The following is a 26,399-nucleotide window of genomic DNA, read 5'->3' as shown; positions in this document are numbered from 1 at the left end:
TCGTACCCCGAAGCGGCGGCGACGCGGAGGGGAACGGACGTGGACTCGGAAGCACCACCGGGGGCGGACGCGGAAGCGGGCACGGACGCGGGAACGCGGACGCAAGCGCACGAGGAGCCGGCGACCGCCCCCTCCGGCCCCGGTCGCCGCCTGCGCCTGGTCCGGCGCCTCGCCCTCGCCCTGGTACTCGTCCTCGTCCTGCCCCTGCTGGCCGCCGAGACCGCCCTGCGGGTCAACTTCACGGGCGAGGCGGCCGACGGCACGTACACGCGCAACCAGGACGCGATCTGGCTGGGCCACGCCTGGGTGGACGGCCGGAAGAAGGACGCCGACGTCCAGGCCCTCGCCCGCCGGCTGGAGGGCACCGGCATCCGCGACCTCTACGTGCACGCCGGCCCGCTGGAGCACGACGGCACCCTGCCCGAGTCGGCGTACTCCGAAGCCCGTTGGCTCGTCGCGTCGGTGCACCGCGCCCTGCCCGGCGTCCGCGTGCAGGCGTGGCTCGGCGACAAGCTGGCCACCGAGAGCCCCGACGGCCTGCGGCTGGAGCGGGCGCGCACCCGCGCCAACGTGGTGGCCTCCACCCGCGCGGTCCTGGCCGCCGGTTTCGACGGCGCCCACTTCGACCTGGAGCCGCTGCACTCCGGCGACACCGACTACCTGGACCTCCTGGACGACCTGCACGCCCTCACCCGCGCGCACCACGTCCCGCTGTCCGTCGCCGCGCACCAGATCGACCCGCTCCCCGCCTTCCACGCCCTGTGGGGGACCCTCGCCGGCCACCCCAAGTGGTGGTCGCAGGCCTACTTCGGGCAGGTGGCCCGCCGGGTCGACCAGATCGCCGTGATGTCGTACGACACCATGCAGCCGCTCCAGAGCCTGTACGGCGGCTACGTCGCCCAGCAGACCTCCCTCGCCCTGGAGGTCACCCCGCCCACCACCCACCTGCTGATGGGGCTGCCCTTCTTCCACGAGAACCGCTTCGGCCACCGGGCGCACGCGGAGACCGTCCCGGCCGCGGTCCGCGGGGTCCGCCTCGGTCTGTCCCGCACCGACCGCGACCGCGCCCGCTTCGGCGTCGCCCTCTACGTGGACTTCGCCGCCACCGAGGCCGACTGGAGCGCGTACCGGGAGGGCTGGCTCCGCCCGTCATGAGCCCCGCGTGATCGGGACGTCAGCCCCTAGGTCCGCCGTCTGCCGATCTTCGAGCCCAGCCACACCAGCGGGTCGTACTTGCGGTCGACGGCCCGTTCCTTCAGCGGGATCAGCGCGTTGTCCGTGATCCTGATGCCCTCGGGACAGACCTCCGTGCAGCACTTGGTGATGTTGCAGTAGCCGAGGCCGTGGTCGTCCTGGGCCGACGCCTTGCGGTCCAGGCCCGACTCCTCGGCCGCGTCCAGCGGGTGCATGTCCAGCTCGGCCACGCGCATCAGGAAGCGCGGCCCGGCGTACGCCCGCTTGTTGTCCTCGTGGTCGCGCACCACGTGGCACACGTCCTGGCACAGGAAGCACTCGATGCACTTGCGGAACTCCTGCGGGCGGTCCACGTCCTCCTGGAACATCCGGTACTCGCCGGGGCCGAGACCGGCCGGCGGTACGAAGGACGGGACCTCGCGCGCCTTGACGTAGTTGAAGCCGACGTCCGTCACCAGGTCCCGGATCACCGGGAAGGTGCGCAGCGGGGTGACGGTGACCGTCTCCTCGGGGGCGAACACCGACATGCGGGTCATGCACATCAGCCGCGGCCGCCCGTTGATCTCCGCCGAGCACGAACCGCACTTGCCCGCCTTGCAGTTCCAGCGCACGGCGAGGTCGGGCGCCTGGGTGGCCTGGAGGCGGTGGATGATGTCGAGCACCACCTCGCCGTCGTTGACCTCGACCCGGAAGTCCTTCAGGCCTCCGCCGTCCGCGTCGCCCCGCCACACCTTGAAGCGGGCCTCGTAGCTGCTCACTCGTACAGCTCCTCTTCGGCGAGGTACTTGACCAGCTCCTCCTTCTCGAAGAGGGCGAGCAGGTCCGGGCGGATGGGTTCGGTAGTCTCACGGGAAAGGGTGATCTGGCCGCGGACCGGGTCGGTGGCCGCCAGACCGCCGGTGGGGTCGCTGAGCCGGCACAGCAGGTTGACCGGGCGCCACTCGCGCTCCATCGAGGGGCAGTCCTCGCGGGTGTGCCCGCCGCGCGACTCGGTGCGCTCCAGCGCGGCCCGCGCCACGCACTCGCTGACCAGCAGCATGTTGCGCAGGTCGAGCGCGAGGTGCCAGCCCGGGTTGAACTGCCGGTGCCCCTCCACGCCCGCCCGGCGGGCCCGCACCCGCAGCTCGGCGAGCTTCCTGAGCGCCTCCTGCATCTCGCCCTCGCGGCGGATGATGCCGACCAGGTCGTTCATGGTCTGCTGGAGCTGCTGGTGGAGGGTGTACGGGTTCTCGGGCGGGCCGCCCGTCTCCTGCCGGGCCCCGGCCTCCTCGGCGGAGAAGGGCCGCAGCGCCTCCGCCGCCGCCGTGTCGACCTGGGCGTCGTCCACGGGCGGCCGGGAGCGGCCCAGGCCCTGCGCGTACTCGGCCGCGTGCCAGCCGGCCCGGCGGCCGAACACCAGCAGGTCGGACAGGGAGTTGCCGCCCAGCCGGTTGGAGCCGTGCATGCCGCCGGCCACCTCGCCGGCCGCGAACAGCCCGGGCACGCCGCGCGCCGCCGCCGTGTCGGAGTCGACCGCGACCCCGCCCATCACGTAGTGGCAGGTCGGCCCGACCTCCATCGACTCGGCCGTGATGTCCACGTCCGCCAGCTCCTTGAACTGGTGGTACATGGACGGCAGCCGGCGCCGGATGACCTCGGCCGGCATGCGCGTGGACACGTCGAGGAAGACCCCGCCGTGCGGCGAGCCGCGGCCCGCCTTCACCTCGGAGTTGATCGCGCGGGCCACCTCGTCACGGGGAAGCAGTTCGGGGGGACGCCGGTTGTTGTCCGGGTCCTCGTACCAGCGGTCCGCCTCCTCCTCCGACTCGGCGTACTTCTCCTTGAAGACGTCGGGCACGTAGTCGAACATGAACCGCTTGCCCTCGGAGTTGCGCAGCACCCCGCCGTCGCCGCGCACCGACTCGGTGACGAGGATGCCCTTCACCGACGGCGGCCAGACCATGCCGGTCGGGTGGAACTGCACGAACTCCATGTTCACCAGCGGCGCCCCGGCGAGCAGGGCGAGCGCGTGGCCGTCGCCGGTGTACTCCCAGGAGTTGGAGGTCACCTTGAACGACTTGCCGATGCCCCCGGTGGCGATCACGACCGCCGGGGCCTGGAGCACGAAGAAGCGGCCGGACTCCCGCTCGTAGGCGAAGACCCCGCTCACCTGCTCGCCGTCCTTGAGGACCCGGGTGACGGTGCACTCCTGGAAGACCTTCAGCCGGGACTCGTAGTCCCCGGTCTCGCGGTGGTCCTCCTGCTGGAGCGAGACGATCTTCTGCTGGAGGGTGCGGATCAGCTCAAGGCCGGTGCGGTCGCCGACGTGGGCCAGGCGCGGGTACTCGTGCCCGCCGAAGTTGCGCTGCGAGATCCGGCCGTCCCTGGTCCGGTCGAACAGCGCGCCCCAGGTCTCCAGTTCCCACACCCGCTGCGGGGCCTCCTGCGCGTGCAGCTCGGCCATCCGCCACTGGTTGAGGAACTTGCCGCCGCGCATGGTGTCGCGGAAGTGGACCTGCCAGTTGTCGTGCTCGTTGGCGTTGCCCATGGCGGCCGCGATGCCGCCCTCCGCCATCACGGTGTGCGCCTTGCCGAACAGCGACTTGCAGATCACCGCCGTGCGCGCCCCGCGCTCGCGCGCCTCGATGGCGGCCCGCAGCCCGGCGCCCCCGGCACCGACCACGACGACGTCCCAATCCTGCCGGTCGACCACGGACATCAGTTCAGTTCCTCACTGGGATCTCTAGAAGAAGCGCGGATCGTCGAAGACGCCGGAGGCGACCAGGTAGACGTAGAAGTCGGCGAGCGCCACGCTCGCCAGCGACAGCCAGGCCAGCAGCATGTGGTGGGCGTTGAGCCGGCCCACGAACCGCCAGGCCCGGTAGCGCACGGGGTGCTTGGAGAAGTGCTTGAGCTGCCCGCCGACGATGTGCCGGCAGGAGTGGCAGGAGATCGTGTACGTCCAGATCAGCGCGATGTTGACCAGGAAGACCAGGGTGCCCAGGCCCATGTGGCCCCAGCGGTAGTGCTGGTCGCGGAAGGACAGCACCGTGTCGTAGGTCAGCACGCCGGCGACCAGGATCGCCGCGTAGAAGAAGTACCGGTGGACGTTCTGCAGGATCAGCGGGAAGCGGGTCTCGCCGGTGTACTTCTTGTGCGGCTCGGCCACCGCGCAGGCCGGGGGCGAGGCCCAGAAGCCCCGGTAGTAGGCCTTGCGGTAGTAATAGCAGGTCAGGCGGAAGCCCAGCGGGAAGATCAGGATGATGATCGCCGGGGAGATCGCCCACCAGCTGCCGAACAGGTCGGCGTTCGGGCCCGCGTGCATGGTCCGGCAGTTCTGGGCCAGGCACGGCGAGTAGAACGGCGAGACGTAGGGGGCCGCGTAGTAGTCCGCGTTCGCGAAGGCCCGCCAGGTCGAGTACACGACGAAGGCGAACAGGCCGGCCGCGGTGGCGGCGGGCGCCAGCCACCAGCGGTCGGTCCGCAGGTGCGGTGCGGCGATGGCGGCGCGTGCCGGTGAGTGGACGCCGCCGCCGGACGGACGGGGTTGTGTTCCGGGAGGTTCCGTACCAGTGGCCAACTCAAGGACTCCGGTCGGGTCGGGTCAGGGGGCGTGGCGGTCGCGGGCGCCGAGACCCTCGTCGTCCGAGTCCGTCCACAGGCTGATGTCGTAGGGGGCGTCGGAGATGGTGACGAGCGAGGGGCGCGGAGCGGTGGCGGGGCCCTCGGAGGCCGCGCGCAGCAGGGCGACGCTCTCGCGCAGGTGATCGGCGTCGGTGCGCACGCGGCGCACCTCCAGCCCGCCGCCGAGTTGCTGCTCCAGCCGGCCCACCGACCGCAGCAGGTCGTCTACGGCGCGCTGTACCGACGTCAGGTCGTCGTGCACGGACATGACGTGACCTCACTTCCGCGGGCCGGGCCGCGCCGGTGGGTTCCCGCCCGGCCGCCCTCCGGGCGGACGCCGGGAACCGTCGGCAGGGCCTGCCCTGGACGGCATCGTTCATGCGCCTGCGAGTGTTGCGCGTCACACGTGTCGGTGGGAAGGCGTGTGCAGCGATTGGCGGATTGCACACCCCACACGCGCGCCCGCACGCGCTCTGTCTGCGCCGGGGGCGTGCGTTGCGCCGGACGGGTGACCTTGCGGGCCCGTGCCGCCGTGTCGCCCCCGGACGGCGAACCCTTTCCTCTTCAGTGGGCCGTGGATCGGCGTAGATCGGATCAGCACCAAAATACCGCCAAATGTGAACAAACCATACTTGTGTCCACCGGCGGGAGCGGCTCCACGGAGGTAGCACAGATGTCGTACGACGGTGTCGGACCGCGCTCGGTGACGCGCTCGGTCGCCTTCCTGGCCGCGGGCGCGCTCGCGGTGCCCCTCCTGGCCGGCTGCGGCTCCGACGACGAGGGCAGCAAGCCGCTGGCCGCACAGGACATCGCGGCCGCCCCCCGGGACCGCCTCGCCGACGGCGGCACCCTGCGCTGGGCCGTGGACGCCATGCCCCAGACGCTGAACACCTACCAGGCGGACGCCGACGCCGGCACCACCCGCGTCGCCCAGGCCGTCCTGCCCGCCATGTTCCGGCTCGACGAGAGCGGCCGCCCGCAGCGCGATGCCGACTACCTCGACTCCGCCCGGGTGGTGGAGACCGAACCCAAGCAGGTCGTCGTCTACCGCCTCAACCAGCAGGCCGTCTGGAGCGACGGCCGCGAGATCGGCGCCGAGGACTTCGCCGCCCAGTGGCGCGCCCTGTCCGGCAAGGACTCCGCCTACTGGACCGCCCGCAACGCCGGCTACGACCGCATCGAGAAGGTCGAGCGCGGCGCCAACGACCTCGAGGTCCGCGTCACCTTCGCCAAGCCCTACGCCGACTGGCGCTCGCTGTTCTCCCCGCTCTACCCCAAGGACGTCACCGGCACCGCCGACGCCTTCAACGACGGGGCCCGCAAGAAGCTCAAGGTCAGCGCGGGCCCCTTCGCCGTGCAGAGGACCGACACCAAGGACAAGGACGTCGTCCTCACCCGCAACCCGCGCTGGTGGGGCCACACCGCCAAACTGTCCGAGATCGTGCTGCACGAGGTGCCCCGCGACAAGCGGGCCGCCGCCCTCGCCGACGGCACCGTGGACGTCGCCGACGTCGACCCCTCCGAGGCCGACCGGATCACGCAGGCCGCCGGCGCCCAGGGCAGCCTCCCCTTCCAGGGCCCGGCCGGCGGCCGCACCGCCGCCAAGGCGCTGCGCTCCTGGGCCGTCCTGCACGGCTCCGACGAGGAGGCCGCCCGCCACGAGCGGCGCGCCCTGAAGAAGCAGCGCAAGTCGCTCGCCACGTACCTGCGGCAGCAGGAGGCCCTGCGCGACTTCGAGATCCGCAAGTCCCTGGAGCCCGCCTACACCCAGCTCGCCCTCAACGGCGCCGACGGCCCCCTCGCCGACGAGCGCGTGCGGCACGCCGTGGCCCACGCGCTGAACCGCGCCGAGCTCGCCCGCGTGGTCCTCCAGCCGCTCGGCCTGCCCGCCGTCCCGGTCGGCAGCCACCTCGCGCTGTCCGGCCAGGACGCCTACGCCGACAGCAGCGACGCCCTCGGCGGCCAGGACACGGCCCAGGCCCGCGCCCTGCTGGCCGACGCCGGCTGGGTGCCCGGCCCGGTCACGGCGCAGAAGAAGGGCGAGAAGGCGGCCGGCGCCGAGGGCCACCCGTCCGACGGCTCGCCCGACCCCTCGCAGAGCGACGACGGCACCTACATCGTCGGCGTCAACGACCACGTCGAGGACAACAAGGGCCACGACGACCAGCGGGCGAACCGGCAGCAGCCCGGCCACCGGGGCAGCGAGGACGGCCACGCCGGCGACGGCGGCGCCCGGCAGCTCGCCCAGGACGGCCGCCCCTACGCCCAGGAGCACCTCAAGCAGGGCGGCGCCCCGGGCGCGTACGCCCCGAAGGGCACCGCGGCCCCGGCCGGCGCCGGCGCCAAGGCCGGGCCGCTGGCCAAGGACGGCAAGCCGCTCTCCCTGCGCTTCGTGCTGCCCTCCGGCCCCGGCTCGGACACCCTGCGCAAGGTCGCCGACCGCATCACGGCCATGCTCGGCAAGGTCGGCATCGCCACGGAGATCACCAAGGTCTCCGACGAGAGCTACTTCCGCGACCACATCGCCTCCGGCCAGTACGACCTCGCCCTGTACTCCTGGCCCTCCTCCGCCTTCCCGGCCACCGACGCCCGCCCGATCTACGCCAAGCCCGTCCCCGGCGCCGACGGCTCCCTGAACGTCCAGCAGAACTACACCCGGGTCGGCACCGACCAGGTCGACCAGCTCCTCGACCAGGCCGTCGCCACCCTGGACCAGGGCGAGGAGCGGGACCTGATCCGCAAGGCCGACGCCCGCATCTGGGCCACGGCCGGCTCGATCCCCCTCTACCAGCGCCCCCAGCTGACCGCCGTCCGCAAAGACCTCGCCAACATCGGCTCCTTCGGCTTCCGCACGCCGGTCTACGAGGACATGGGCTACCTGAAGAAGGACCTGAAGGCGTCGAGCAGCCCGGCCGCGTAGCCCCCGGGGCCGCCCAGACACCCGTCAAGCGCCCCTGACCTGCGGTGACACAGCCCCGCAAGCCCCACGGGCGGCGCACCCGTACCATGGGGTGAGGCCGTGGCGTGTCCAGCCCGGCAGGGCCGCGCGACACAGACGTCCGCGCGTGCCGTCCTCACACTCCGGGAGTACGCCTTCATATGGCCACGCGCCACGACATCCGCAACGTCGCCATCGTCGCCCACGTCGACCACGGCAAGACGACCATCGTCGACGGCATGCTGAAGCAGGCCGGTGCCTTCGCCGCCCACCAGCTCGACTCGGTCGACGACCGCATGATGGACTCGAACGACCTGGAGCGTGAGAAGGGCATCACGATCCTCGCCAAGAACACGGCGGTGAAGTACCACCCCAAGGACGGCGGGGACCCGATCACCATCAACATCATCGACACCCCCGGCCACGCCGACTTCGGCGGCGAGGTCGAGCGCGGTCTGTCGATGGTCGACGGCGTGGTGCTGCTCGTGGACGCCTCCGAGGGCCCGCTCCCGCAGACCCGCTTCGTGCTGCGCAAGGCGCTCCAGGCCCGCCTGCCCGTGATCCTGTGCATCAACAAGACGGACCGCCCCGACGCCCGCATCGACGAGGTCGTCAACGAGACGTACGACCTCTTCCTCGACCTGGACGCCGACGAGGAGCAGATCGAGTTCCCGATCGTCTACGCCTGCGGCCGCGACGGCATCGCCTCCCTCACCAAGCCGGACAACGGCACGGTCCCGGCCGACTCCACCAGCCTGGAGCCGTTCTTCTCCACGATCCTGGAGCACATCCCGGCCCCCACCTACGACGAGGAGGCCCCGCTCCAGGCGCACGTGACCAACCTGGACGCGGACAACTTCCTCGGCCGCATCGCGCTGCTGCGCGTGGAGCAGGGCGAGCTGCGCAAGGGCCAGACGGTCGCGTGGATCAAGCGCGACGGCTCCGTGCAGAACGTGCGCATCTCCGAGCTGATGATGACCGAGGCGCTCACCCGCAAGCCCGCCGAGAAGGCCGGCCCCGGTGACATCTGCGCCGTCGCCGGCATCCCGGACATCATGATCGGCGAGACCCTGGCCGACACCGAGAACCCGATCGCGCTGCCGCTGATCACGGTGGACGAGCCGGCGATCTCCATGACCATCGGCACCAACACCTCCCCGCTGGTCGGCCGCGGCGGCACCGGCAAGGGCGCCGACGCGAAGGCGGCCGTCAAGGACCGCAAGGTCACCGCCCGCCAGGTCAAGGACCGCCTCGACCGCGAGCTGATCGGCAACGTCTCGCTGCGCGTCCTGGACACCGACCGCCCCGACGCCTGGGAGGTCCAGGGCCGCGGCGAGCTCGCGCTCGCCATCCTCGTCGAGACCATGCGCCGCGAGGGCTACGAGCTGACCGTGGGCAAGCCCCAGGTGGTCACCAAGGAGGTCGACGGCAAGGTCTACGAGCCGGTCGAGCGCATGACCGTCGACGTGCCCGAGGAGCACATGGGCGCCGTGACGCAGCTCATGGGCGTGCGCAAGGGCCGCATGGACAACATGTCCAACCACGGCTCTGGTTGGGTGCGCATGGAGTTCGTGGTGCCCTCCCGCGGCCTGATCGGCTTCCGCACCGAGTTCCTCACCCAGACCCGCGGCACGGGCATCGGCCACTCCATCCACGAGGGCTTCGAGCCCTGGTTCGGCACCCTCCAGACCCGTAACAACGGCTCCCTGGTCGCCGACCGCGCCGGCGCGGTCACCGCCTTCGCGATGACCAACCTCCAGGAGCGCGGCGTGCTATTCGTCGAGCCGGGCACCGAGGTGTACGAGGGCATGATCGTCGGCGAGAACTCCCGCTCCGACGACATGGACGTCAACATCACCAAGGAGAAGAAGCTCACCAACATGCGGTCCTCGACCGCCGACGTGGCCGAGTCGATCGTCCCGCCGCGCAAGCTCTCCCTGGAGCAGTCGCTGGAGTTCTGCCGCGACGACGAGTGCGTCGAGGTGACCCCGGAGGCGGTCCGCATCCGCAAGGTGAACCTGGACGCCCGCGAGCGCGCCCGCGCCGCCAGCCGCGCCAAGCACGGCTGAGCCACGGGCCGGCCACCGGCCGCACCAGGCGACCGGCCCGAGGGGCCCGTCCGGCACGCCGCCGGACGGGCCCCTCGGCCTTTCGCCCCGTCAGTGCCGTACAGGGTTTTCCCTATAACCAGGTGTCAGGTCCCTCACTCTCACCTGCGAGAGCACGCCGCGTTGTTAAAGTGGCTGGGATTCTGCGGCTTACCGAACCCTTCGCACCGGTTCGTTCCGCACTCCGGCGTCGAGGCGGCACCGCTAGAGCCACTCCGCCGTTCCGCGCAACTGATTTTCCGGGCCCTGTGTCCGCTATTCGGACAGTCGACCCCGATAGTTGTGTAACAAGTCCGTTTCGCAGGGATCTCTCACCAAACCCTTTGTCCGGATTTTGGAAGAAGTAGGCGCCAGGTGTGATCGAACCGAGACCTTGCAGGTGTGGTTCGGTCAGGTTCGGATGGCAGATAGTTAGGCCCGTAGAGCTCGGGTAAACGGGTCACGCGCTGCTGGTGGCGCCGACTCACGAGCGCGGGGGCACCTGACCATTTCAGGCACCGGTGACGGTGATGTGTCATGTGCCCCTCCATGCGGTGAACCAATGGACTCATGAGGAGGAGCCCCATGCGTGGTGCCAAGAGCGCCAAGTGGGTTGCGATAGCCGCGGTTGTGGCGCTGGGTGCGACGGCCTGTGGCGGTGGCGGTGACAACGGCAGCTCGGGCAGTGGCAAGGGCAACGGCGTCGTGTCGGTCGAGATCGGTGAGCCGCAGAACAGCCTGGTCCCCACCAACACGTACGAGACCGAGGGCGGCCAGGTCATCAACGCCCTCTTCACGGGTCTGACCAAGCTCGACGCCTCCAACAAGGTCGTCAACGCCATGGCTCAGTCGATCGAGACCAAGGACAACAAGGTCTGGACGATCAAGCTGAAGCCGGGCTACACGTTCCACAACGGCGAGAAGGTGACGGCCCAGTCCTTCATCGACGCCTGGAACTACGGCGCCAACCAGAGCAACGCCCAGCAGACCAACCCGCTGTTCAGCCACATCCAGGGCTACAGCGACCTGAACCCGGGCGAGGGCAAGAAGCCGAAGACCGACAAGATGTCCGGTCTGAAGGCGGTCGACGACAACACCCTCCAGGTCACCCTGACCGGCGCGTTCTCGGCCTTCCCGTCGCAGCTCTCCTTCACGGCGTTCGTGCCGCTGCCCAAGGCCTTCTTCAAGGACCCGAAGGGCTTCGGCGAGGCCCCGATCGGCAACGGCCCGTTCAAGATGAGCGGCAAGTTCAAGCACAACGAGTCGATCAGCACCACGAAGTACGACAAGTACCCGGACGCCTCGAAGATCGAGGTCAAGGGCGTCAACTTCAAGATCTACTCGAACGTGGACACGGCCTACAAGGACCTGGTCGCCGGCAACCTCGACAGCCTGCTGACCATCCCGACGTCCGGCCTGCCGACGTACCACAAGGACCTGAACGGCCGCTACATCGACGAGGCCGACTCCGCCGTCGGTTACATCGGCTTCCCGATCAAGTACAACAAGGCCTTCCAGAACGCGGACCTGCGCAAGTCCATCTCGATGGCCATCGACCGCAAGACGATCGCGGACAAGGTCTTCCTCGGCGCCCGTACGCCGGCGGACGACTACATCAGCCCGATCATCGACGGCTACCGCAAGGGCGCCTGCGGCGACGCCTGCACCCTGAACGTCGCCAAGGCCAAGGAGCTCTACAAGAAGAGCGGCGGCCTGCCCGGCAACAAGCTGGAGATCGGCTACAACGCCGACGGCGGTCACAAGGAGTGGGTCGAGGCGGTCGCCAACCAGCTCCAGCAGAACCTGGGCCTGAAGGTGACGGCGAAGCCGTTCGAGCAGTTCCAGACGATCCTCAACGACCTGGACGCCAAGAAGTACCAGGGCGCGTTCCGCATGGCGTGGAGCATGGACTACCCGGACATGGAGGACTACCTCCGCCCGGTGTTCTCCAAGGACGCCATCGCCAACGGCTCGAACTACTCGGGCTACGTCAACGAGGACTTCGAGAAGCTCCTGGTCAAGGGCGACCAGGCCGCGACGCACGACGAGGCCGTCAAGACGTACCAGCAGGCCGACGACATCCTGCTGAAGGACATGCCGTACATCCCGGTGTACTTCTACACGCTGAACGCCGGCTACAGCGACAAGATCAAGTCGATGAAGGTCGCCGGTCACCAGATCCTGTGGGACACGGTCAAGCTCAGCTGAGCACGGTCTGAGTAGTCCCGACACAGCGGACAGGTGGGTGAGCAGGGGGAGGGAGCGCAAGCCTTCCCCTGCTCACCCCTTCTGCCGTCTCCCGTCCGACAGTGCTGCCGCCCCGGCCGCGGGCGGGTCCCGCACCCCCCTCTGGAGTACCCATGGGCCGATACGTCGTGCGCCGCCTCCTGCAGGTGATCCCTGTAGTGATAGGCGTCACGTTCATCATCTTCTGCCTGGTCTTCGCTCTGCCCGGCGACCCGATCCAGGCACTGGCCGGCGACAAGCGGGCCGACCCCAACATCGCGGCGATCCTCCGCGACCATTACCACCTGAACGAACCGCTCTACCAGCAGTACTGGCACTACATCAGTGGCGTCTTCACCGGTGACCTCGGTGAGACCTACAACGGCCGTGCCATCTCCGACATCGTGTCCGAGCGGTTCCCGGTCACCCTCAGGCTGGGGCTGACCGCCTTCGCCATCGAGGCCGTCATCGGCATCGTCGCGGGTCTCTTCTCCGCGCTGCGCAGGGGCAAGTTCATCGACAACGTGGTGCTCGTCTCCACGCTGGTCCTGATCTCCATCCCGGTCTTCGTGCTCGGCAGCGTGCTCCAGCTGGAGTTCGGTGTGAACCTGAAGATCACGCCGGTCGCCGGCATCGAGCGGGGCTGGCCGCAGAGCTACATCCTCCCGGCCATCGTCCTCGCCTCGACCTCCATGGCGTACATCGCGCGACTGGTCCGCACGAGCATGACCGAGTCCATCCGCGCCGACTACGTGCGCACCGCGATCGCCAAGGGCCTGCCGCAGCGCCGCGTCATCGGCCTGCACGCCCTGCGCAACTCCCTGATTCCGGTCGTGACCTTCCTGGGCTTCGACCTCGGTGCCCTCATGGGCGGCGCCATCATCACCGAGCGCGTGTTCAACATGCCCGGTATCGGTGGCCAGCTGGCCCAGTCCGTCTATCTGCGCGAGCGGCCGGTCGTCGTCGGTCTGGTGACCCTCCTGGTGCTGATCTACCTGGTCGCCAACCTCGTCGTAGACCTGATGTACGCCGTGCTCGACCCGAGGATCCGTTATGAGTGAGAAGACGATAGAGCGGCCCACCACCGACGAGGCGGCGCTCGCCAAGGAGCTGGAGGCCGAGGAGAAGGCGGCGGCCCGGCAGGCGAGCCTGCTCAGGGACGGGTGGGCGGACCTGCGCAAGCGGCCCCTGTTCATCCTCTCGGCCCTCGTGATCGTGTGCCTGCTGGCGCTGGCCATCGCGCCCAGCCTGTTCACCGCCCGTTCCCCGTTCTCCAACGGCTTCTGCCAGTTGCAGAACTCCATGAACGGCCCGGGCTCGGGCCACCTGTTCGGCTTCGACGTGCAGGGCTGCGACATCTACACGCGGACCGTGTACGGCACCCGCAACTCCATCGTCGTGGGCGTGGTCACCACCATCGCCACGACCCTGATCGGCGGTCTGCTCGGCATGCTGGCCGGCCTGATCGGCGGCTGGGTCGACATGCTGCTGTCCCGCATCACCGAGGTGTTCTCCGCGCTGCCGATCATCATCGGTGGTCTGCTGATCATGTCGATCTGGCGCACCGGCGACGTGTGGACCGTGTCGTTCATCATGGCGATCCTCGGCTGGCCGCAGGTCTTCCGGATCATGCGCGGCGAGGTCATCTCCAACAAGTACAACGACTACGTGATGGCCGCCCGTGCGCTCGGCGCCGACTCCTGGCGGATCGCGTTCCGGCACATCCTGCCGAACACGCTCGCCCCGGTCATCGTCATCACCACGATGAACCTCGGCGTCTACATCTCCGCCGAGGCCGCCCTGTCCTACCTGGGCATCGGCATCCAGTCCCCGAACATCTCCTGGGGCCTGATGATCAGCGACGCCCAGGACCGGTTCCTGACCTCGCCGCACGCGCTGCTCTTCCCGGCCGGTGCCCTGAGCCTCACCGTGCTGGCGTTCATCATGCTCGGCGACGTGGTCCGCGACGCCTTCGACCCCAAGATGCGCTGAGGGAGGCGTACGTGACCATCATCGACCCGACGGACGCCGTCCCGGCTCCGCGATCCGGCGACGGAGACAAGACCGGCCCACTGCTCGAAGTGCGTGATCTGCACGTCGAGTTCAAGACCCGCGAGGGTGTGGTCCGGGCTGTCAACGGCGTCAACTACTCGGTGGACTCCGGCGAGACGCTCGCCGTGCTCGGCGAGTCCGGCTCCGGCAAGTCCGTGACCGCGCAGGCGATCATGGGCATCCTGGACATGCCGCCGGCCAGCATCCCCAAGGGAGAGATCCGCTTCTACGGCCAGGACATGCTCAAGATGTCGGGCGAGGAGCGGCGCAAGCTGCGCGGCGCCCGCATCGCGATGATCTTCCAGGACGCGCTCTCCTCGCTCAACCCCGTGCTCAGCGTGGGCTTCCAGCTCGGTGAGATGTTCCGCGTCCACCAGGGGCTGTCCCGCAAGGAGGCCAAGGCCAAGGCCATCGAGCTGATGGACCGGGTGAAGATCCCGGCCGCCGCGGCCCGGGTGAACGACTACCCGCACCAGTTCTCCGGCGGTATGCGCCAGCGCATCATGATCGCCATGGCGCTGGCCCTGGAGCCGGACCTGATCATCGCCGACGAGCCGACCACGGCCCTCGACGTGACGGTCCAGGCACAGGTGATGGACCTGCTCGCGGAGCTCCAGCGCGAGTACCGCATGGGCCTGATCCTGATCACCCACGACCTCGGTGTGGTCGCGGACGTCGCCGACAAGATCGCGGTGATGTACGCGGGCCGGATCGTGGAGACCGCGCCGGTGCACGAGCTCTACAAGCGCCCGGCCCACCCCTACACGCGCGGTCTGCTGGACTCGATCCCGCGCCTGGACCTCAAGGGCCAGGACCTCTACGCGATCAAGGGCCTGCCGCCCAACCTGCTGAAGGTGCCGAGCGGTTGCGCCTTCAACCCGCGCTGCGAGCGGGCGCAGGACATCTGCCGCACCGACCTCCCGCCGCTGGTCCCCGTGACCGAGCGGGACGGGACGGAACTGCCGGGCCGCGCCAGCGCGTGCCACTTCTGGAAGGAGACGATCCATGGCTGACACGACCAAGGCCGGCGAGCCGACGGACGCGACGCCGAACGTCTCCGGCGTGCAGGTCGTCGAGGCGGAGTCCGAGGAGCAGGCGGTCGCCGCGCTCGACGAGCCCGTCGAGCGGGGCGAGCCGATCCTCCAGGTGCGCAACCTCGTCAAGCACTTCCCGCTGACGCAGGGCATCCTCATCAAGCGCCAGGTCGGCGCGGTCAAGGCCGTCGACGGCATCTCCTTCGACCTGTACCAGGGCGAGACCCTGGGCATCGTGGGCGAGTCCGGCTGCGGCAAGTCCACGGTGGCCAAGCTCCTGATGAACCTGGAGCGGGCGACGGCGGGCGAGATCTTCTACAAGGGCCAGGACATCACCAAGCTGTCCGGGCGTGCCCTGAAGGCCGTGCGCCGCAACATCCAGATGATCTTCCAGGACCCGTACACGTCGCTGAACCCCCGCATGACGGTAGGCGACATCATCGGGGAGCCCTTCGACATCCACCCCGAGGTGGCGCCGAAGGGCGACCGGCGGCGCCGGGTGCAGGAGCTCCTGGACGTCGTGGGTCTGAACCCGGAGTACATCAACCGCTACCCGCACCAGTTCTCCGGCGGTCAGCGCCAGCGCATCGGCATCGCCCGCGGCCTCGCGCTCAACCCCGAGGTCATCATCTGCGACGAGCCGGTCTCCGCGCTGGACGTCTCCGTCCAGGCGCAGGTCATCAACCTGATGGAGCGGCTGCAGGACGAGTTCAACCTGTCCTACATCTTCATCGCGCACGACCTGTCGATCGTCCGGCACATCTCCGACCGCGTGGGCGTGATGTACCTCGGCCGCATGGCCGAGATCGGCACCGACGAGCAGATCTACGAGCACCCGACGCACCCGTACACCCAGGCGCTGCTGTCGGCGGTACCGGTGCCCGACCCGGACGCCCGCGAGCACCGCGAGCGGATCATCCTCACCGGCGACGTGCCCTCCCCGGCCAACCCGCCCTCGGGCTGCCGCTTCCGCACCCGCTGCTGGAAGGCGCAGGACAAGTGCGCCGAGGAGACCCCGCTGCTGGCGATCCCGGAGCGTTTCAAGTCCTCGGACTCCCCGGCGGCCCACGAGTCGGCCTGCCACTTCGCCGAGGAGAAGGACGTCGTCCACGCGGCGTAGCCCACCTGAGGCAGCATCACGCATCCGATTCCCGGCTCCCCTCCAGGGGCCGGGAATCGGTCGTTCGGTGGCCCGTCGCGTGCCCCTTCCGGCTGGCGCCCTCACCCCTTCCGGTGCGGCGAACGTGCTATTTGTGGTTGATGTGGTGATATGTCGCCAGGTCTGCCCGCGCAGCCCGCCCCGCCCGAACGCCTCGCGCCGGCTCCCGAGGAGGCACCCATGCGCACCGTGCGCACAGTCAAGCGCCTCGCCTGGGCCGCCTGTGCCACGGCGGGCGCCCTCGCGGCGGCCGCGTGCGGGGGCGGGGCGGGCAGCGGCGGCTCGGGCGCGGTGCTCAGCTCGTCCTGGGGCGACCCGCAGAACCCGCTGGAGCCGGCCAACACCAACGAGGTGCAGGGCGGCAAGGTGCTCGACATGGTCTTCCGGGGGCTCAAGCGCTACGACCCGAGGACCGGCAAGGCGAAGAACATGCTCGCCGAGCGCATCGAGACCACCGACTCGCGCGACTTCACCATCACCGTCAAGGACGGCTGGAAGTTCAGCAACGGCGAGCCGGTCACCGCGAAGTCCTTCGTGGACGCCTGGAACTACGGCGCGAGCCTGAGGAACAACCAGAAGAACGCCTATTTCTTCGGCTACATCGAGGGCTACGACAAGGTTCACCCGGAGACCGGCGCGCAGAGCGCCGACACCCTCTCCGGGCTGAAGGTCACCGGCCCGCGCACCTTCACCGTACGGCTCAACCAGAAGTTCTCCACCTTCCCCGACACCCTCGGCTACGCCGCCTTCGACCCGCTGCCCTCCACCTTCTTCACCGACCACGAGGGCTGGATCGCCAAGCCCGTCGGCAACGGGCCGTACCGCATCGAGTCCTACACCCGGGGCTCGGCGATGAACCTGAAGAAGTGGGACGGCTACCCCGGACCGGACAAGGCGCGCAACGACGGCGTGACCCTGCTGGTCTACACCGACAACAACACCGCCTACACCGACGTGCTGGCCGGCAACCTCGACCTCGTCGACGACGTGCCCGCCACCCAGCTGAAGAACGTCAGGACGGACCTGAACGGCCGTTACATCAACACCCCGGCCGGGATCATCCAGACCCTCGCCTTCCCCTACTACGACCCGAAGTGGAACACACCCGGGGCGCGTAAGGTCCGCACCGGCCTCTCCATGGCCATCAACCGCAAGCAGATCACCGACACCATCTTCCGCGGCACCCGCACCCCGGCCACCGACTGGACCTCCCCGGTCCTCGGCGCGGACGGCGGCTACAAGGCGGGACTGTGCGGCAAGGCCTGCACCTACGACCCGGCCCAGGCCCGCCGGCTGGTGCGGGAGGGCGGCGGGCTGCCCGGCGGCCAGGTGCGGATCACGTACAACGCGGACACGGGCTCGCACAAGCAATGGGTGGACGCCGTGTGCAACTCCATCAACAACGCCCTCGGCAACGACAAGGCGTGCGTGGGCAATCCGGTCGGCACCTTCGCCGACTTCCGCAACCAGATCACCCAGCACAAGATGTCCGGGCCGTTCCGGGCCGGCTGGCAGATGGACTACCCGCTCATCCAGGACTTCCTCCAGCCGCTGTACTACACGAACGCCTCCTCCAACGACGGCAAGTGGTCCGACAAGCGGTTCGACCACCTCGTCGACCAGGCCAACGCCGAGGGCGACCCGGCCAGGGCGGTCCAGCTCTTCCAGCAGGCCGAGGGCGTCGTACGGGACAACATGGCCGCGATCCCGCTGTGGTACCAGAACGGCAGCGCCGGCTACACCGACCGGCTGCACGACGTGGCGCTCAACCCCTTCAGCGTCCCCGTCTACGACGAGATCAGGGTCGGCTGAGCCGCCATGGGACGCTATGTCGTCAGACGGCTGCTCCAGATGATCCCGGTGTTCATCGGCGCCACCCTGCTGATCTTCCTCATGGTCAACGTCATGGGCGACCCGGTCGCCGGACTGTGCGGGGAGCGGCAGTGCGACCCGGCGACCGCCGCCCAGCTCAAGCGGGAGTTCGGCCTCGACAAGCCGCTGTGGCAGCAGTACGCGACCTACATGGGCAACGTGTTCGCCGGGAACTTCGGCACGGCGTTCAACGGCCAGCCCGTCACCGAGCTGATGGCGAGCGCGTTCCCCGTCACCATCCGCCTGACGATCGTCGCCGTCCTCTTCGAGATCGTCATCGGGATCGTGCTGGGCGTGGTGACCGGCCTCAGGCGCGGCCGGCCCGTGGACACCTCGGTCCTCGTCATGACCCTCGTGGTCATCTCCGTGCCCACCTTCGTCACCGGCCTGCTGCTCCAGCTGCTGTTCGGCGTGAAGTGGGGCTGGATCAAGCCCTCGGTCTCCCCGGCGGCCGCCTTCGGCGAGCTGATCGTGCCGGGCCTGGTCCTCGCCTCGGTCTCCCTCGCCTACGTCACCCGCCTCACCCGCACCTCCATCGCGGAGAACAGGCGCTCCGACTACGTCCGCACCGCCGTCGCCAAGGGCCTGCCCCGCCACCGGGTCGTCACCCGGCACCTGCTGCGCAACTCGCTCATCCCGGTGGTCACCTTCATCGGCACCGACATCGGCGCCCTGATGGGCGGCGCCATCGTCACCGAGCGCATCTTCAACATCCACGGCGTCGGCTACCAGCTCTACCAGGGCATCCTGCGCCAGAACACCCAGACCGTGGTCGGCTTCGTCACCGTCCTGGTCCTGGTGTTCCTGGTCGCCAACCTGCTCGTGGACCTGCTCTACGCCGTACTCGACCCGAGGATCCGCTATGCCTGAGCAGCCGCCGCACGACAGCGAGGGCGCCGTCGCCGGGACGGGCATGGGCGGCGCGATGGACCTCGCGGCGAGCGAGGCGACGACCCTGGAGCGCGCCCCCGGCGGCCCTGAGGGGCCCGGCGGGCCCGAGGGGCCGGGCGGCCGCGAGGACGCGGAGGGCGCGGGCCCCGCCGCCGGGCGGCCGCGCAGCCTGTGGTCCGACGCCTGGCGCGACCTGCGCCGCAACCCCGTCTTCCTCGTCTCCGCGCTGGTGATCCTCTTCCTCGTCGTCATCGCCGCATGGCCCTCCCTGATCGCCTCGGGCAATCCGCTGACCTGCGACCTGGCCAGGGCCCAGGACGGCCCGGCACCGGGACACCCCTTCGGCTTCGACGGGCAGGGCTGCGACGTCTACACCCGTACCGTCTACGGCGCCCGCGCCTCCGTCACGGTCGGCGTGTGCGCCACGCTCGGGGTGGCGCTCCTCGGCTCCGTGCTCGGCGGGCTCGCCGGGTTCTTCGGCGGGACGTGGGACGGGTTCCTGTCCCGGATCACCGACATCTTCTTCGCCATCCCCGTCGTCCTCGGCGGTCTGGTGCTGCTGTCCGTGGTCACCAGCAACACCGTGTGGCCGGTCGTCGGGTTCATCGTGCTGCTCGGCTGGCCGCAGATCTCCCGCATCGCGCGCGGCTCGGTCATCACCGCCAAGCAGCACGACTACGTGCAGGCGGCGCGCGCCCTCGGCGCCTCCAACTCCCGCATCCTGCTCAGGCACATCGCGCCCAACGCCGTGGCCCCGGTGATCGTCGTCGCCACCATCGCGCTCGGCACGTACATCGCGCTGGAGGCGACCCTGTCCTACCTCGGCGTCGGCCTGAAGCCGCCCAGCGTGTCCTGGGGCATCGACATCTCCGCCGCCTCGCCCTACATCCGCAACGCCCCGCACGCCCTGCTGTGGCCGGCCGGGGCGCTGGCGATCACGGTGCTGGCGTTCATCATGCTCGGCGACGCGGTGCGCGACGCCCTCGACCCCAAGCTGAGGTGAGGACGCCCATGCTGCTCGAAGTCCGCGACCTGCGCGTGGAGTTCCGCACCCGGGAGGGGGTCGCCCACGCCGTCAACGGAGTCACCTACCAGGTCGACGCCGGCGAGACGCTGGCCGTGCTCGGGGAGTCGGGCTCCGGCAAGTCGGTCACCGCGCAGGCGGTCATGGGCATCCTCGACATGCCGCCCGGCCGGATCACCGGCGGCGAGATCCTCTTCCGCGGCCAAGACCTGCTGAAGCTCAAGGAGGACGAGCGGCGGCGGATCCGGGGCGCGGAGATGGCGATGATCTTCCAGGACGCGCTGTCCGCCCTCAACCCCGTGCTCACCGTGGGCGACCAGCTCGCCGAGATGTTCGTGGTGCACCGCGGGACGTCCCGCAAGGACGCCCGGGCCAGGGCCGTGGAGCTGATGGACCGGGTACGCATCCCGGCCGCCGCCCAGCGGGTGCGGGACTATCCCCACCAGTTCTCCGGCGGCATGCGCCAGCGCATCATGATCGCCATGGCGCTGGCCCTGGAGCCGGCCCTCGTCATCGCGGACGAGCCGACCACGGCCCTCGACGTCACCGTCCAGGCGCAGGTGATGGACCTGCTCGCGGAGTTGCGGCGCGAGTACCGTATGGGGCTCGTCCTCATCACCCACGACCTGGGTGTGGTCGCGGACGTCGCCGACAGGATCGCGGTGATGTACGCGGGCCGGATCGTGGAGTCCGCGCCCGTCCACGACCTCTACAAGGCGCCTGCCCACCCCTACACGCGCGGGCTGCTCGACTCCATCCCGCGCCTGGATCTCAAGGGCCGCGAGCTCTACGCCATCAAGGGCCTGCCGCCCAGCCTGACCCGCATCCCGCCGGGCTGCGCCTTCCACCCGCGCTGCCCCATGGCCCGGGACGTGTGCCGCACGGACCCGCCGCCGCTGTACGAGGTGGACCAACGGCGCGGCTCCGCCTGCCACTTCTGGAGGGAGTGCCTGGATGGCTGAGCCGGTCCTGGAGGTCGAGGGGCTCGTCAAGCACTACCCGCTCACCCGGGGCGTCCTGTTCAGGAAGCAGATCGGATCGGTCAAGGCCGTCGACGGGGTCGACTTCACGCTCGGCCGGGGCGAGACCCTGGGCATCGTCGGCGAGTCCGGCTGCGGCAAGTCCACGGTGGCCAAGCTGCTGTGCCACCTGGAGCGGCCCACGGCGGGCGCGATCCGCTACCGGGGCGAGGACATCACCAAGCTGTCCGGCAAGGCGCTCAAGGCGGTGCGCCGCAACATCCAGATGGTCTTCCAGGACCCGTACACCTCCCTCAACCCCCGCATGACGGTGGGCGACATCGTCGGGGAGCCGTACGAGATCCACCCGGAGGCGGCGCCCAAGGGCGACCGTCGGCGCCGGGTGCGGGAGCTGCTGGACGTGGTCGGGCTCGACCCGGAGTACGTCAACCGCTACCCGCACCAGTTCTCCGGCGGCCAGCGCCAGCGCATCGGCATCGCGCGGGGCCTCGCGCTGCGCCCGGAGATCATCGTGGCCGACGAGCCGGTGTCGGCCCTGGACGTGTCGGTCCAGGCCCAGGTGATCAACCTGATGGACCGGCTCCAGGCGGAGTTCGAGCTGAGCTACGTCTTCATCGCGCACGACCTGTCCATCGTGCGGCACATCTCCGACCGGGTCGCGGTGATGTACCTGGGGCGGATCGTCGAGACCGGCACCGACACGGAGATCTACGACCATCCCACGCACCCCTACACCCAGGCGCTGCTGTCGGCGGTCCCCGTGCCCGACCCGGACGCCCGGGAGCGCCGCGAGCGGATCATCCTCTCGGGCGACGTGCCGTCCCCGGCGGACATCCCTTCCGGCTGCCGCTTCCGGACCCGCTGCTTCAAGGCGCGCGAGAGGTGCGCGCTGGAGGTGCCGGCGCTGGCGGTCCCGGCGGAGTTCCGGTACGCCACCGGACCGGCGGTGCACGACTCGGCGTGCCTCTTCGCCGAGGAACTGCGGGTCGTACCGGCCGAGGAGCACGGCAACGGGCCGGGGTGACGTGGTGCACCCCGGCCCGCCCACGGCACCCGCACGGCCGCACGCCGTTCAGCCTGGCGCGTGCGCATATCGGCGCCGCTTCCGCGGAGTTGCCCGCGTGTTAACGCGGTGGATCCTCACCGTCAGGGCAGTGCCCGCCGCAGGAAGTCCACCTGGAGCAGCAGCAGGTTCTCGGCGACCTGCTCCTGCGGGGTCATGTGGGTCACCCCGGACAGCGGCAGCACCTCGTGCGGGCGGCCGGCCGCGAGCAGCGCGGAGGACAGCCGCAGGCTGTGCGCGACCACCACGTTGTCGTCGGCCAGGCCGTGCACGATCATCAGCGGCCGGTGCGGCCCGGCGGGATCGACCAGGCCGTCGTCGGTGACCAGGGAACTGCCCGCGTACGCCTGCGGGTCGGCGGCCGGGTCGCCCAGGTACCGCTCGGTGTAGTGGGTGTCGTAGAGCCGCCAGTCGGTGACCGGGGCGCCCGCGACGGCCGCGTGGAAGACGTCGGGGCGGCGCAGCACCGCCAGCGCGGCGAGGTAACCGCCGTAGGACCAGCCGCGGATCGCCACCCTGCCGAGGTCGAGCGGGTAGGTCTTCGCGAGGTCCTGCAGGGCTTCGATCTGGTCGTCGAGGGTGACGGTGAAGTCGTGGTGGATCGCCTTCTCCCAGGCGGGGGAGCGGCCCGGCGTGCCCCGCCCGTCGGCCACGATCACCGCGAAGCCCTGGTCGGCGAACCACTGGGACGTCAGGTGCGCGTTGTGCGCGGCGACCACCCGCTGGCCGTGCGGGCCACCGTAGGGGTCCATGAGCACCGGCAGGGGAGTGTCACCGGGGTAGTCCGTAGGCATAAGCACGGCGCACGGAATTCGGCGTGCGCCCCCCTGGGTGAGGGTCACGCGGGGGGACAGACCAGGATTTTCGGCGTACGACGGGACGCTGGCCACCTGCTTTCCGCCGCGCAGCACCCGCACTTGGGCGCCCGGCCGGTCGAGCGTCGCGGACACCAGCACGGTCACGCCCCCGGCACGCACCGCCGAGTGCACGCCCGGTTCCTCGCTCACGCGCTCCATGCCGAGCTCGTTCACCCGGTAGACGTGCACCTCGCCGGTCTCCGGCTCCGCGGCCTCCTCGCCCGCCGAGGCGGAGACCAGCACGTCGTCGTCCGACACGTCCAGCACGGCGCGCACGTGCAACTGCGGTCCCGTCAGCGGCCGTTCACCCACCGCGAGGACCCGCGCCCCGCCCTCGTCGGCGATCCGCACCAACTGCCCGGAGGGCGACCAGCACGGCACCCCGGCGAAAAGATCAAGCCAAACTGGATCTTCGTCGGCGTGCACCATCCGGGTGGCCCCGGTGTCCGGGTCCACCGCCAGATACAGCTGACTGCGCTGGTCGCGCGCCTGTACGAGCAGCAGCGGCGCACCCGCCGCTGACCAGTGCACTTGCGCCAGATACGGATACCCGGCGCGGTCCCAGGACACCTCGGTGCGCACCCCGTCCAGGCCGATCACGAACAGCCGTACGTCCGCGTTGGGGGTGCCGGCCGCCGGGTACGCCACCCGCTGCGGCTCGCGCACCGGGTGGGCCGGATCGGAGATCCACCACCGCCGCACCGGCGTGTCGTCCGCCCGCGCCACCAGCAGCCGGTCCGCCCCCGGCGCCCACCAGAAGCCCCGTGAGCGGTGCATCTCCTCGGCCGCGACGAACTCCGCCAGGCCGTACGTGACGTTCTCCGACTCCGGTTCGGCGAGCGCCCGGTCGCCCTCGCCCTCGGCGCCCACCACGCGCAGGGCGCCCCCGGCGACGTAGGCGATGTGCCGTCCGTCCGGGGACGGACGCGGGTCGATCACCGGTCCCGCGACGGGCAGTTCACGCGCCGTCCCGGCCCGCAACTCGGCCGTGAAAAGCCGCCCCGACAAGGCGAAAGAGGCCAGCTCCACCGCCGTGTCGGTGGCGTACGCGACGATCCCCGCACCGCCCTCGCGGCTGCGCTCGCGGCGCGCGCGCTCCTCGGGGGACAGGCGCTCGCCGGCACCGCCGAGGAGGGCGCGCGGGTCCGCCGCCACACGCTCCCCACCGCCCTCCAGATCGAGCACGCGCAGCGAGTTGGCCCGGTCGGTACCGGAGTCGGAGCGCAGGAACACCACGCGCGAGGCGTCGGGCGCCACCGTGAAGGCACGCGGTGCGCCGAGCGTGAACCGCTGGGTGCGCGCGTGCAGTCGGGGGAAGGAGACAGGCTCGGTCGTCATGCCATGACCATATTGGCCATGCGCCCCCTTGTGCGGCCGTGCGCCGACCGATGCGCGCGTGCGGAAAGTTATGATCACTAGCGCATAGTGGGTATGAACCTGCTGCCCCTTGTGTGGATTTATCTGCCCCCAACGTCCGAACCCCCGACCCCCCGCGTCCTGGGATCATTGGAGGTGAGCCGCCGTGGCACTCTCGATTTCGGCGGTGGTGCTGCTGGCGATCATCGTCTTCCTGCTGGTCAAGAAGTCCGGCCTCAAGGCCGGCCACGCGCTCGTCTGCATGCTCCTCGGGTTCTACCTCGCCTCGTCCACGGTCGCGCCCACGATCCACCAACTCACGACCAACATCGCGGGGATGATCGGGAGCCTCAAGTTCTGAGGCTCCGCCTCAGCCTCACCTTCCGGCGGCGAACGGCAGGAACGCCCCCCAAGCCTCCGGCCCGAGCGCGAGCCGGGGGCCGTTCAGGTGCTTGGAGTCACGGACGTGGACGGTGGTGGAAGACGTGGCCGTCTCGACGCAGGAGTCACCTTCACTGCCGCTGCTGTAGCTGCTCTTGAACCAGTCGAGCGCCACTTCCAGGCAGGAATCCGTCTCCGCGCCGCTGCTGTAGCTGCTCTTGAACCATGCCAGTCGGGCGTCGTGGATCATGCTTCCCCCAGCAGTTGTTCGATGAATGCGGCCGATTCACGGGGCGTCAGGGCCTGGGCCCGGATGATGCCGTAGCGCAACTCCAGGATACGGAGCAGCCTCGGCTCGGTGACCGGGCGGCCGTTGGTGACTCCCGGAGAGCGTCCGACCGCCGTGCCGTCCTCGAACTTCAGCACCTCGATCCCGCCGTCCACTCCGGCGTGCTCCTCGCGGTCCATCGGCATCACCTGGATTTCGACGTTCCGCAACTGCGCCACCGTAAGCAGGTGTTCGAGTTGTCGGCGCACTACTGTTGCCCCGCCGAGCCGCCGCCGAAGCGTCCACTCGTCCAGGAGGAAGCTGAGCTCGGGGGCGGGGTCGCGGTCGAAGATCGCCTTCCTGGCCACCCGGGCGGCGACGCCTCGCTCCACCTCCTCCTCCGCGTAAGCGGGCCGCCGCATGCGGAACAGGGCGCCCGCGTACTCGGGCGTCTGCAGAAGCCCATGCACGTTCAGCGGGTCGTAGAGCTGGAGCTCGACCGCCTTCGCCTCCATCTTCGCCAAGTCCCGTACCTTCTTCGGGTACCGGACCCTCTTCACGTCCTCCTTCATCGCGGACAGCAGTCCGCCCGCGCCGAGCACCTCGTCCGCCTTGTCCAGGTACTCGGGACGAGGAATGCGGCGGCCGCTCTCGATCTTGTAGACGAGGTCCTCGCCGTATCCGACCGCCGTGCCGAAGTCGGCGGCGCGCAGGCCGGCCGCCTCGCGGCGCAGCTTCAACTGCCGTCCCACGGTGGCGACGACGGCGACGCCCCAGTCGTCGTCGGGATCCACCTCCCACCCCGGCTCGTCCGCCTCGCCCCTGAGTCGTACCGCCTCGCCGTCCACCGACATGCGCGCCCCTCCGTGGCCGGTGCGTCACGACAGCCGGGACAGCACCGGACAAAGCTTGGACAGTCACCGTACGCAACCGTCTGATCACTCAAAGCGGTAAGCGCCATCCGCCACTCTGAGTGACGTGAATCAGGAAATCGCCGACACGGCGGCCCAACCAGACACCGGTGTCCGGAACTTCACCATGCTGCTCTCGTCGACACCGAGGGGCGCCCGCCTGGCGCGGCTGCTCACGGCCGACCAGCTACGGGGATGGGGGCTCCCGCACGAGACGGCGAGCCAGGTCGTGGCCGAGCTGGCGGCGAACGCGGCCACCCACGGCCGCCTGCCCGGCCGCAGCTTCCGCCTGACGCTGTACGTGGTCGCCGGCACCCTCCGCATCGAGGTGACCGACACGAGGGGAGACCGCTTGCCGGAACTGCGCCCCGGCTCCCCGGACGAGGAATCCGGCCGGGGCCTGCTCCTCGTGGAGGCGCTGGCCGACCGCTGGGGAACGGCAGGGGGCCGCTACCCACGCAAGACGGTGTGGGCGGAACTCCGGCTCTGAAGCCGCCCCGGCG

22 protein-coding genes are annotated in these 26,399 nt (G+C 70.1%); 15 read left to right on the top strand and 7 right to left on the bottom strand.

Features of this window, described 5'->3' with window-relative positions; translation table 11 throughout:
• Positions 1-39 precede the first annotated feature (39 nt).
• Positions 40-1,155 (top strand): glycoside hydrolase family 18 protein, encoded by a 1,116-nt coding sequence (locus IE217_RS17615; protein ID WP_229865355.1) that lies wholly within the window; start codon positions 40-42, stop codon positions 1,153-1,155.
• A 26-nt stretch (positions 1,156-1,181) separates the two neighbouring features.
• Here the strand turns inward: IE217_RS17615 and IE217_RS17610 are convergent, their stop codons facing one another.
• From IE217_RS17610 to IE217_RS17595, 4 genes are read right to left on the bottom strand one after another with little or no spacing between them, the layout of a single operon-like run.
• Positions 1,182-1,952, bottom strand: a complete 771-nt coding sequence (locus IE217_RS17610) for a succinate dehydrogenase/fumarate reductase iron-sulfur subunit (RefSeq protein ID WP_190178809.1) — start codon at positions 1,950-1,952, stop codon at positions 1,182-1,184.
• On the bottom strand, positions 1,949-3,892 hold the full coding sequence (locus IE217_RS17605; RefSeq protein ID WP_190178808.1) for a fumarate reductase/succinate dehydrogenase flavoprotein subunit: 1,944 nt from the start codon (positions 3,890-3,892) through the stop codon (positions 1,949-1,951). The genes IE217_RS17610 and IE217_RS17605 overlap by 4 nt, the downstream gene beginning before the upstream one ends.
• Before the next feature lie 24 nt (positions 3,893-3,916).
• A complete protein-coding gene (sdhC, locus tag IE217_RS17600; RefSeq protein WP_190178807.1) occupies positions 3,917-4,753 on the bottom strand; it encodes a succinate dehydrogenase subunit SdhC in 837 nt (278 codons plus the stop codon).
• Positions 4,754-4,777: 24 nt separating this feature from the next.
• The gene (locus tag IE217_RS17595) at positions 4,778-5,065 is read right to left on the bottom strand and encodes an Rv0250c family protein (protein ID WP_190178806.1); all 288 of its coding nucleotides are present in this window, start codon (positions 5,063-5,065) and stop codon (positions 4,778-4,780) included.
• 405 nt (positions 5,066-5,470) lie between these two features.
• On the opposite strand from IE217_RS17595, the gene IE217_RS17590 reads away from it, so the two are divergent.
• The 12 genes from IE217_RS17590 (at position 5,471) to IE217_RS17535 (ending at position 22,084) form a co-directional block, all read left to right on the top strand.
• Complete coding sequence (locus IE217_RS17590; RefSeq protein ID WP_190178805.1) at positions 5,471-7,717, top strand: ABC transporter family substrate-binding protein; 2,247 nt, start codon at positions 5,471-5,473, stop codon at positions 7,715-7,717.
• Between the two features lie 179 nt (positions 7,718-7,896).
• Entirely contained in the window at positions 7,897-9,804 is a 1,908-nt protein-coding gene (gene typA, locus IE217_RS17585; protein ID WP_190178804.1) for a translational GTPase TypA, read from the top strand.
• A gap of 603 nt (positions 9,805-10,407) precedes the next feature.
• Positions 10,408-12,030 carry a peptide ABC transporter substrate-binding protein gene (locus IE217_RS17580; RefSeq protein WP_190178803.1) on the top strand — a complete coding sequence of 541 codons (1,623 nt, stop codon included), beginning with the start codon at positions 10,408-10,410 and terminating at the stop codon, positions 12,028-12,030.
• A 152-nt stretch (positions 12,031-12,182) separates the two neighbouring features.
• Positions 12,183-13,109: an ABC transporter permease gene (locus tag IE217_RS17575; protein WP_190178802.1), complete on the top strand. Its 927-nt coding sequence runs from the start codon at positions 12,183-12,185 to the stop codon at positions 13,107-13,109.
• On the top strand, positions 13,102-14,040 hold the full coding sequence (locus IE217_RS17570) for an ABC transporter permease (protein WP_190178801.1): 939 nt from the start codon (positions 13,102-13,104) through the stop codon (positions 14,038-14,040). The genes IE217_RS17575 and IE217_RS17570 overlap by 8 nt, the downstream gene beginning before the upstream one ends.
• 11 nt (positions 14,041-14,051) lie before the next feature.
• On the top strand, positions 14,052-15,113 hold the full coding sequence (locus tag IE217_RS17565) for an ABC transporter ATP-binding protein (protein WP_190178800.1): 1,062 nt from the start codon (positions 14,052-14,054) through the stop codon (positions 15,111-15,113).
• The gene (locus tag IE217_RS17560; RefSeq protein WP_190178799.1) at positions 15,106-16,254 is read left to right on the top strand and encodes an ABC transporter ATP-binding protein; all 1,149 of its coding nucleotides are present in this window, start codon (positions 15,106-15,108) and stop codon (positions 16,252-16,254) included. The genes IE217_RS17565 and IE217_RS17560 overlap by 8 nt, the downstream gene beginning before the upstream one ends.
• Positions 16,255-16,473: 219 nt before the next feature.
• The gene (locus IE217_RS17555) at positions 16,474-18,105 is read left to right on the top strand and encodes a peptide ABC transporter substrate-binding protein (protein WP_190178798.1); all 1,632 of its coding nucleotides are present in this window, start codon (positions 16,474-16,476) and stop codon (positions 18,103-18,105) included.
• A gap of 6 nt (positions 18,106-18,111) precedes the next feature.
• Entirely contained in the window at positions 18,112-19,035 is a 924-nt protein-coding gene (locus tag IE217_RS17550; RefSeq protein ID WP_190178797.1) for an ABC transporter permease, read from the top strand.
• Positions 19,028-20,059: an ABC transporter permease gene (locus tag IE217_RS17545; RefSeq protein ID WP_190178796.1), complete on the top strand. Its 1,032-nt coding sequence runs from the start codon at positions 19,028-19,030 to the stop codon at positions 20,057-20,059. The genes IE217_RS17550 and IE217_RS17545 overlap by 8 nt, the downstream gene beginning before the upstream one ends.
• An 8-nt stretch (positions 20,060-20,067) precedes the next feature.
• A complete protein-coding gene (locus IE217_RS17540; RefSeq protein ID WP_190178795.1) occupies positions 20,068-21,042 on the top strand; it encodes an ABC transporter ATP-binding protein in 975 nt (324 codons plus the stop codon).
• Positions 21,035-22,084, top strand: coding sequence for an ABC transporter ATP-binding protein (locus tag IE217_RS17535; RefSeq protein ID WP_190178794.1), 1,050 nt, complete (start codon positions 21,035-21,037; stop codon positions 22,082-22,084). Before IE217_RS17540 ends, IE217_RS17535 begins: the two co-directional genes overlap by 8 nt.
• A 122-nt stretch (positions 22,085-22,206) precedes the next feature.
• Here IE217_RS17535 and IE217_RS17530 read toward each other — a convergent pair whose 3' ends face one another.
• A complete protein-coding gene (locus IE217_RS17530) occupies positions 22,207-24,318 on the bottom strand; it encodes a S9 family peptidase (protein WP_190178793.1) in 2,112 nt (703 codons plus the stop codon).
• Positions 24,319-24,502: 184 nt separating this feature from the next.
• On the opposite strand from IE217_RS17530, the gene IE217_RS17525 reads away from it, so the two are divergent.
• On the top strand, positions 24,503-24,697 hold the full coding sequence (locus IE217_RS17525) for a hypothetical protein (protein ID WP_190178792.1): 195 nt from the start codon (positions 24,503-24,505) through the stop codon (positions 24,695-24,697).
• A gap of 15 nt (positions 24,698-24,712) precedes the next feature.
• On the opposite strand, the gene IE217_RS17520 is transcribed toward IE217_RS17525, so the two are convergent.
• A complete protein-coding gene (locus IE217_RS17520) occupies positions 24,713-24,967 on the bottom strand; it encodes a DUF397 domain-containing protein (protein ID WP_190178791.1) in 255 nt (84 codons plus the stop codon).
• A complete protein-coding gene (locus IE217_RS17515) occupies positions 24,964-25,839 on the bottom strand; it encodes a helix-turn-helix domain-containing protein (RefSeq protein WP_190178790.1) in 876 nt (291 codons plus the stop codon). The genes IE217_RS17520 and IE217_RS17515 overlap by 4 nt, the downstream gene beginning before the upstream one ends.
• A gap of 184 nt (positions 25,840-26,023) precedes the next feature.
• On the opposite strand from IE217_RS17515, the gene IE217_RS17510 reads away from it, so the two are divergent.
• Positions 26,024-26,386 (top strand): ATP-binding protein, encoded by a 363-nt coding sequence (locus tag IE217_RS17510; RefSeq protein WP_190178866.1) that lies wholly within the window; start codon positions 26,024-26,026, stop codon positions 26,384-26,386.
• Positions 26,387-26,399: the final 13 nt, after the last annotated feature.

Origin of the sequence: Streptomyces naganishii JCM 4654, assembly GCF_014650575.1 — a bacterium.
Lineage (GTDB): Bacteria > Actinomycetota > Actinomycetes > Streptomycetales > Streptomycetaceae > Streptomyces > Streptomyces naganishii.
Note: the sequence above shows the minus strand (reverse complement) of the source record. Positions and strands in the feature narration are given on the sequence as shown.

Excerpts from the sequence above, each read along its gene's own strand:
- IE217_RS17605 (WP_190178808.1), bottom strand. The coding sequence starts at position 3,892 with ATGTCCGTGGTCGACCGGCAGGATTGGGACGTCGTCGTGGTCGGTGCC.
- IE217_RS17595 (WP_190178806.1), bottom strand. The coding sequence starts at position 5,065 with ATGTCCGTGCACGACGACCTGACGTCGGTACAGCGCGCCGTAGACGAC.
- IE217_RS17590 (WP_190178805.1), top strand. The coding sequence starts at position 5,471 with ATGTCGTACGACGGTGTCGGACCGCGCTCGGTGACGCGCTCGGTCGCC.
- typA (WP_190178804.1), top strand. The coding sequence starts at position 7,897 with ATGGCCACGCGCCACGACATCCGCAACGTCGCCATCGTCGCCCACGTC.
- IE217_RS17580 (WP_190178803.1), top strand. The coding sequence starts at position 10,408 with ATGCGTGGTGCCAAGAGCGCCAAGTGGGTTGCGATAGCCGCGGTTGTG.
- IE217_RS17575 (WP_190178802.1), top strand. The coding sequence starts at position 12,183 with ATGGGCCGATACGTCGTGCGCCGCCTCCTGCAGGTGATCCCTGTAGTG.
- IE217_RS17570 (WP_190178801.1), top strand. The coding sequence starts at position 13,102 with ATGAGTGAGAAGACGATAGAGCGGCCCACCACCGACGAGGCGGCGCTC.
- IE217_RS17560 (WP_190178799.1), top strand. The coding sequence starts at position 15,106 with ATGGCTGACACGACCAAGGCCGGCGAGCCGACGGACGCGACGCCGAAC.
- IE217_RS17555 (WP_190178798.1), top strand. The coding sequence starts at position 16,474 with ATGCGCACCGTGCGCACAGTCAAGCGCCTCGCCTGGGCCGCCTGTGCC.
- IE217_RS17550 (WP_190178797.1), top strand. The coding sequence starts at position 18,112 with ATGGGACGCTATGTCGTCAGACGGCTGCTCCAGATGATCCCGGTGTTC.
- IE217_RS17545 (WP_190178796.1), top strand. The coding sequence starts at position 19,028 with ATGCCTGAGCAGCCGCCGCACGACAGCGAGGGCGCCGTCGCCGGGACG.
- IE217_RS17540 (WP_190178795.1), top strand. The coding sequence starts at position 20,068 with ATGCTGCTCGAAGTCCGCGACCTGCGCGTGGAGTTCCGCACCCGGGAG.
- IE217_RS17535 (WP_190178794.1), top strand. The coding sequence starts at position 21,035 with ATGGCTGAGCCGGTCCTGGAGGTCGAGGGGCTCGTCAAGCACTACCCG.
- IE217_RS17530 (WP_190178793.1), bottom strand. The coding sequence starts at position 24,318 with ATGACGACCGAGCCTGTCTCCTTCCCCCGACTGCACGCGCGCACCCAG.
- IE217_RS17520 (WP_190178791.1), bottom strand. The coding sequence starts at position 24,967 with ATGATCCACGACGCCCGACTGGCATGGTTCAAGAGCAGCTACAGCAGC.
- IE217_RS17515 (WP_190178790.1), bottom strand. The coding sequence starts at position 25,839 with ATGTCGGTGGACGGCGAGGCGGTACGACTCAGGGGCGAGGCGGACGAG.
- IE217_RS17510 (WP_190178866.1), top strand. The coding sequence starts at position 26,024 with ATGCTGCTCTCGTCGACACCGAGGGGCGCCCGCCTGGCGCGGCTGCTC.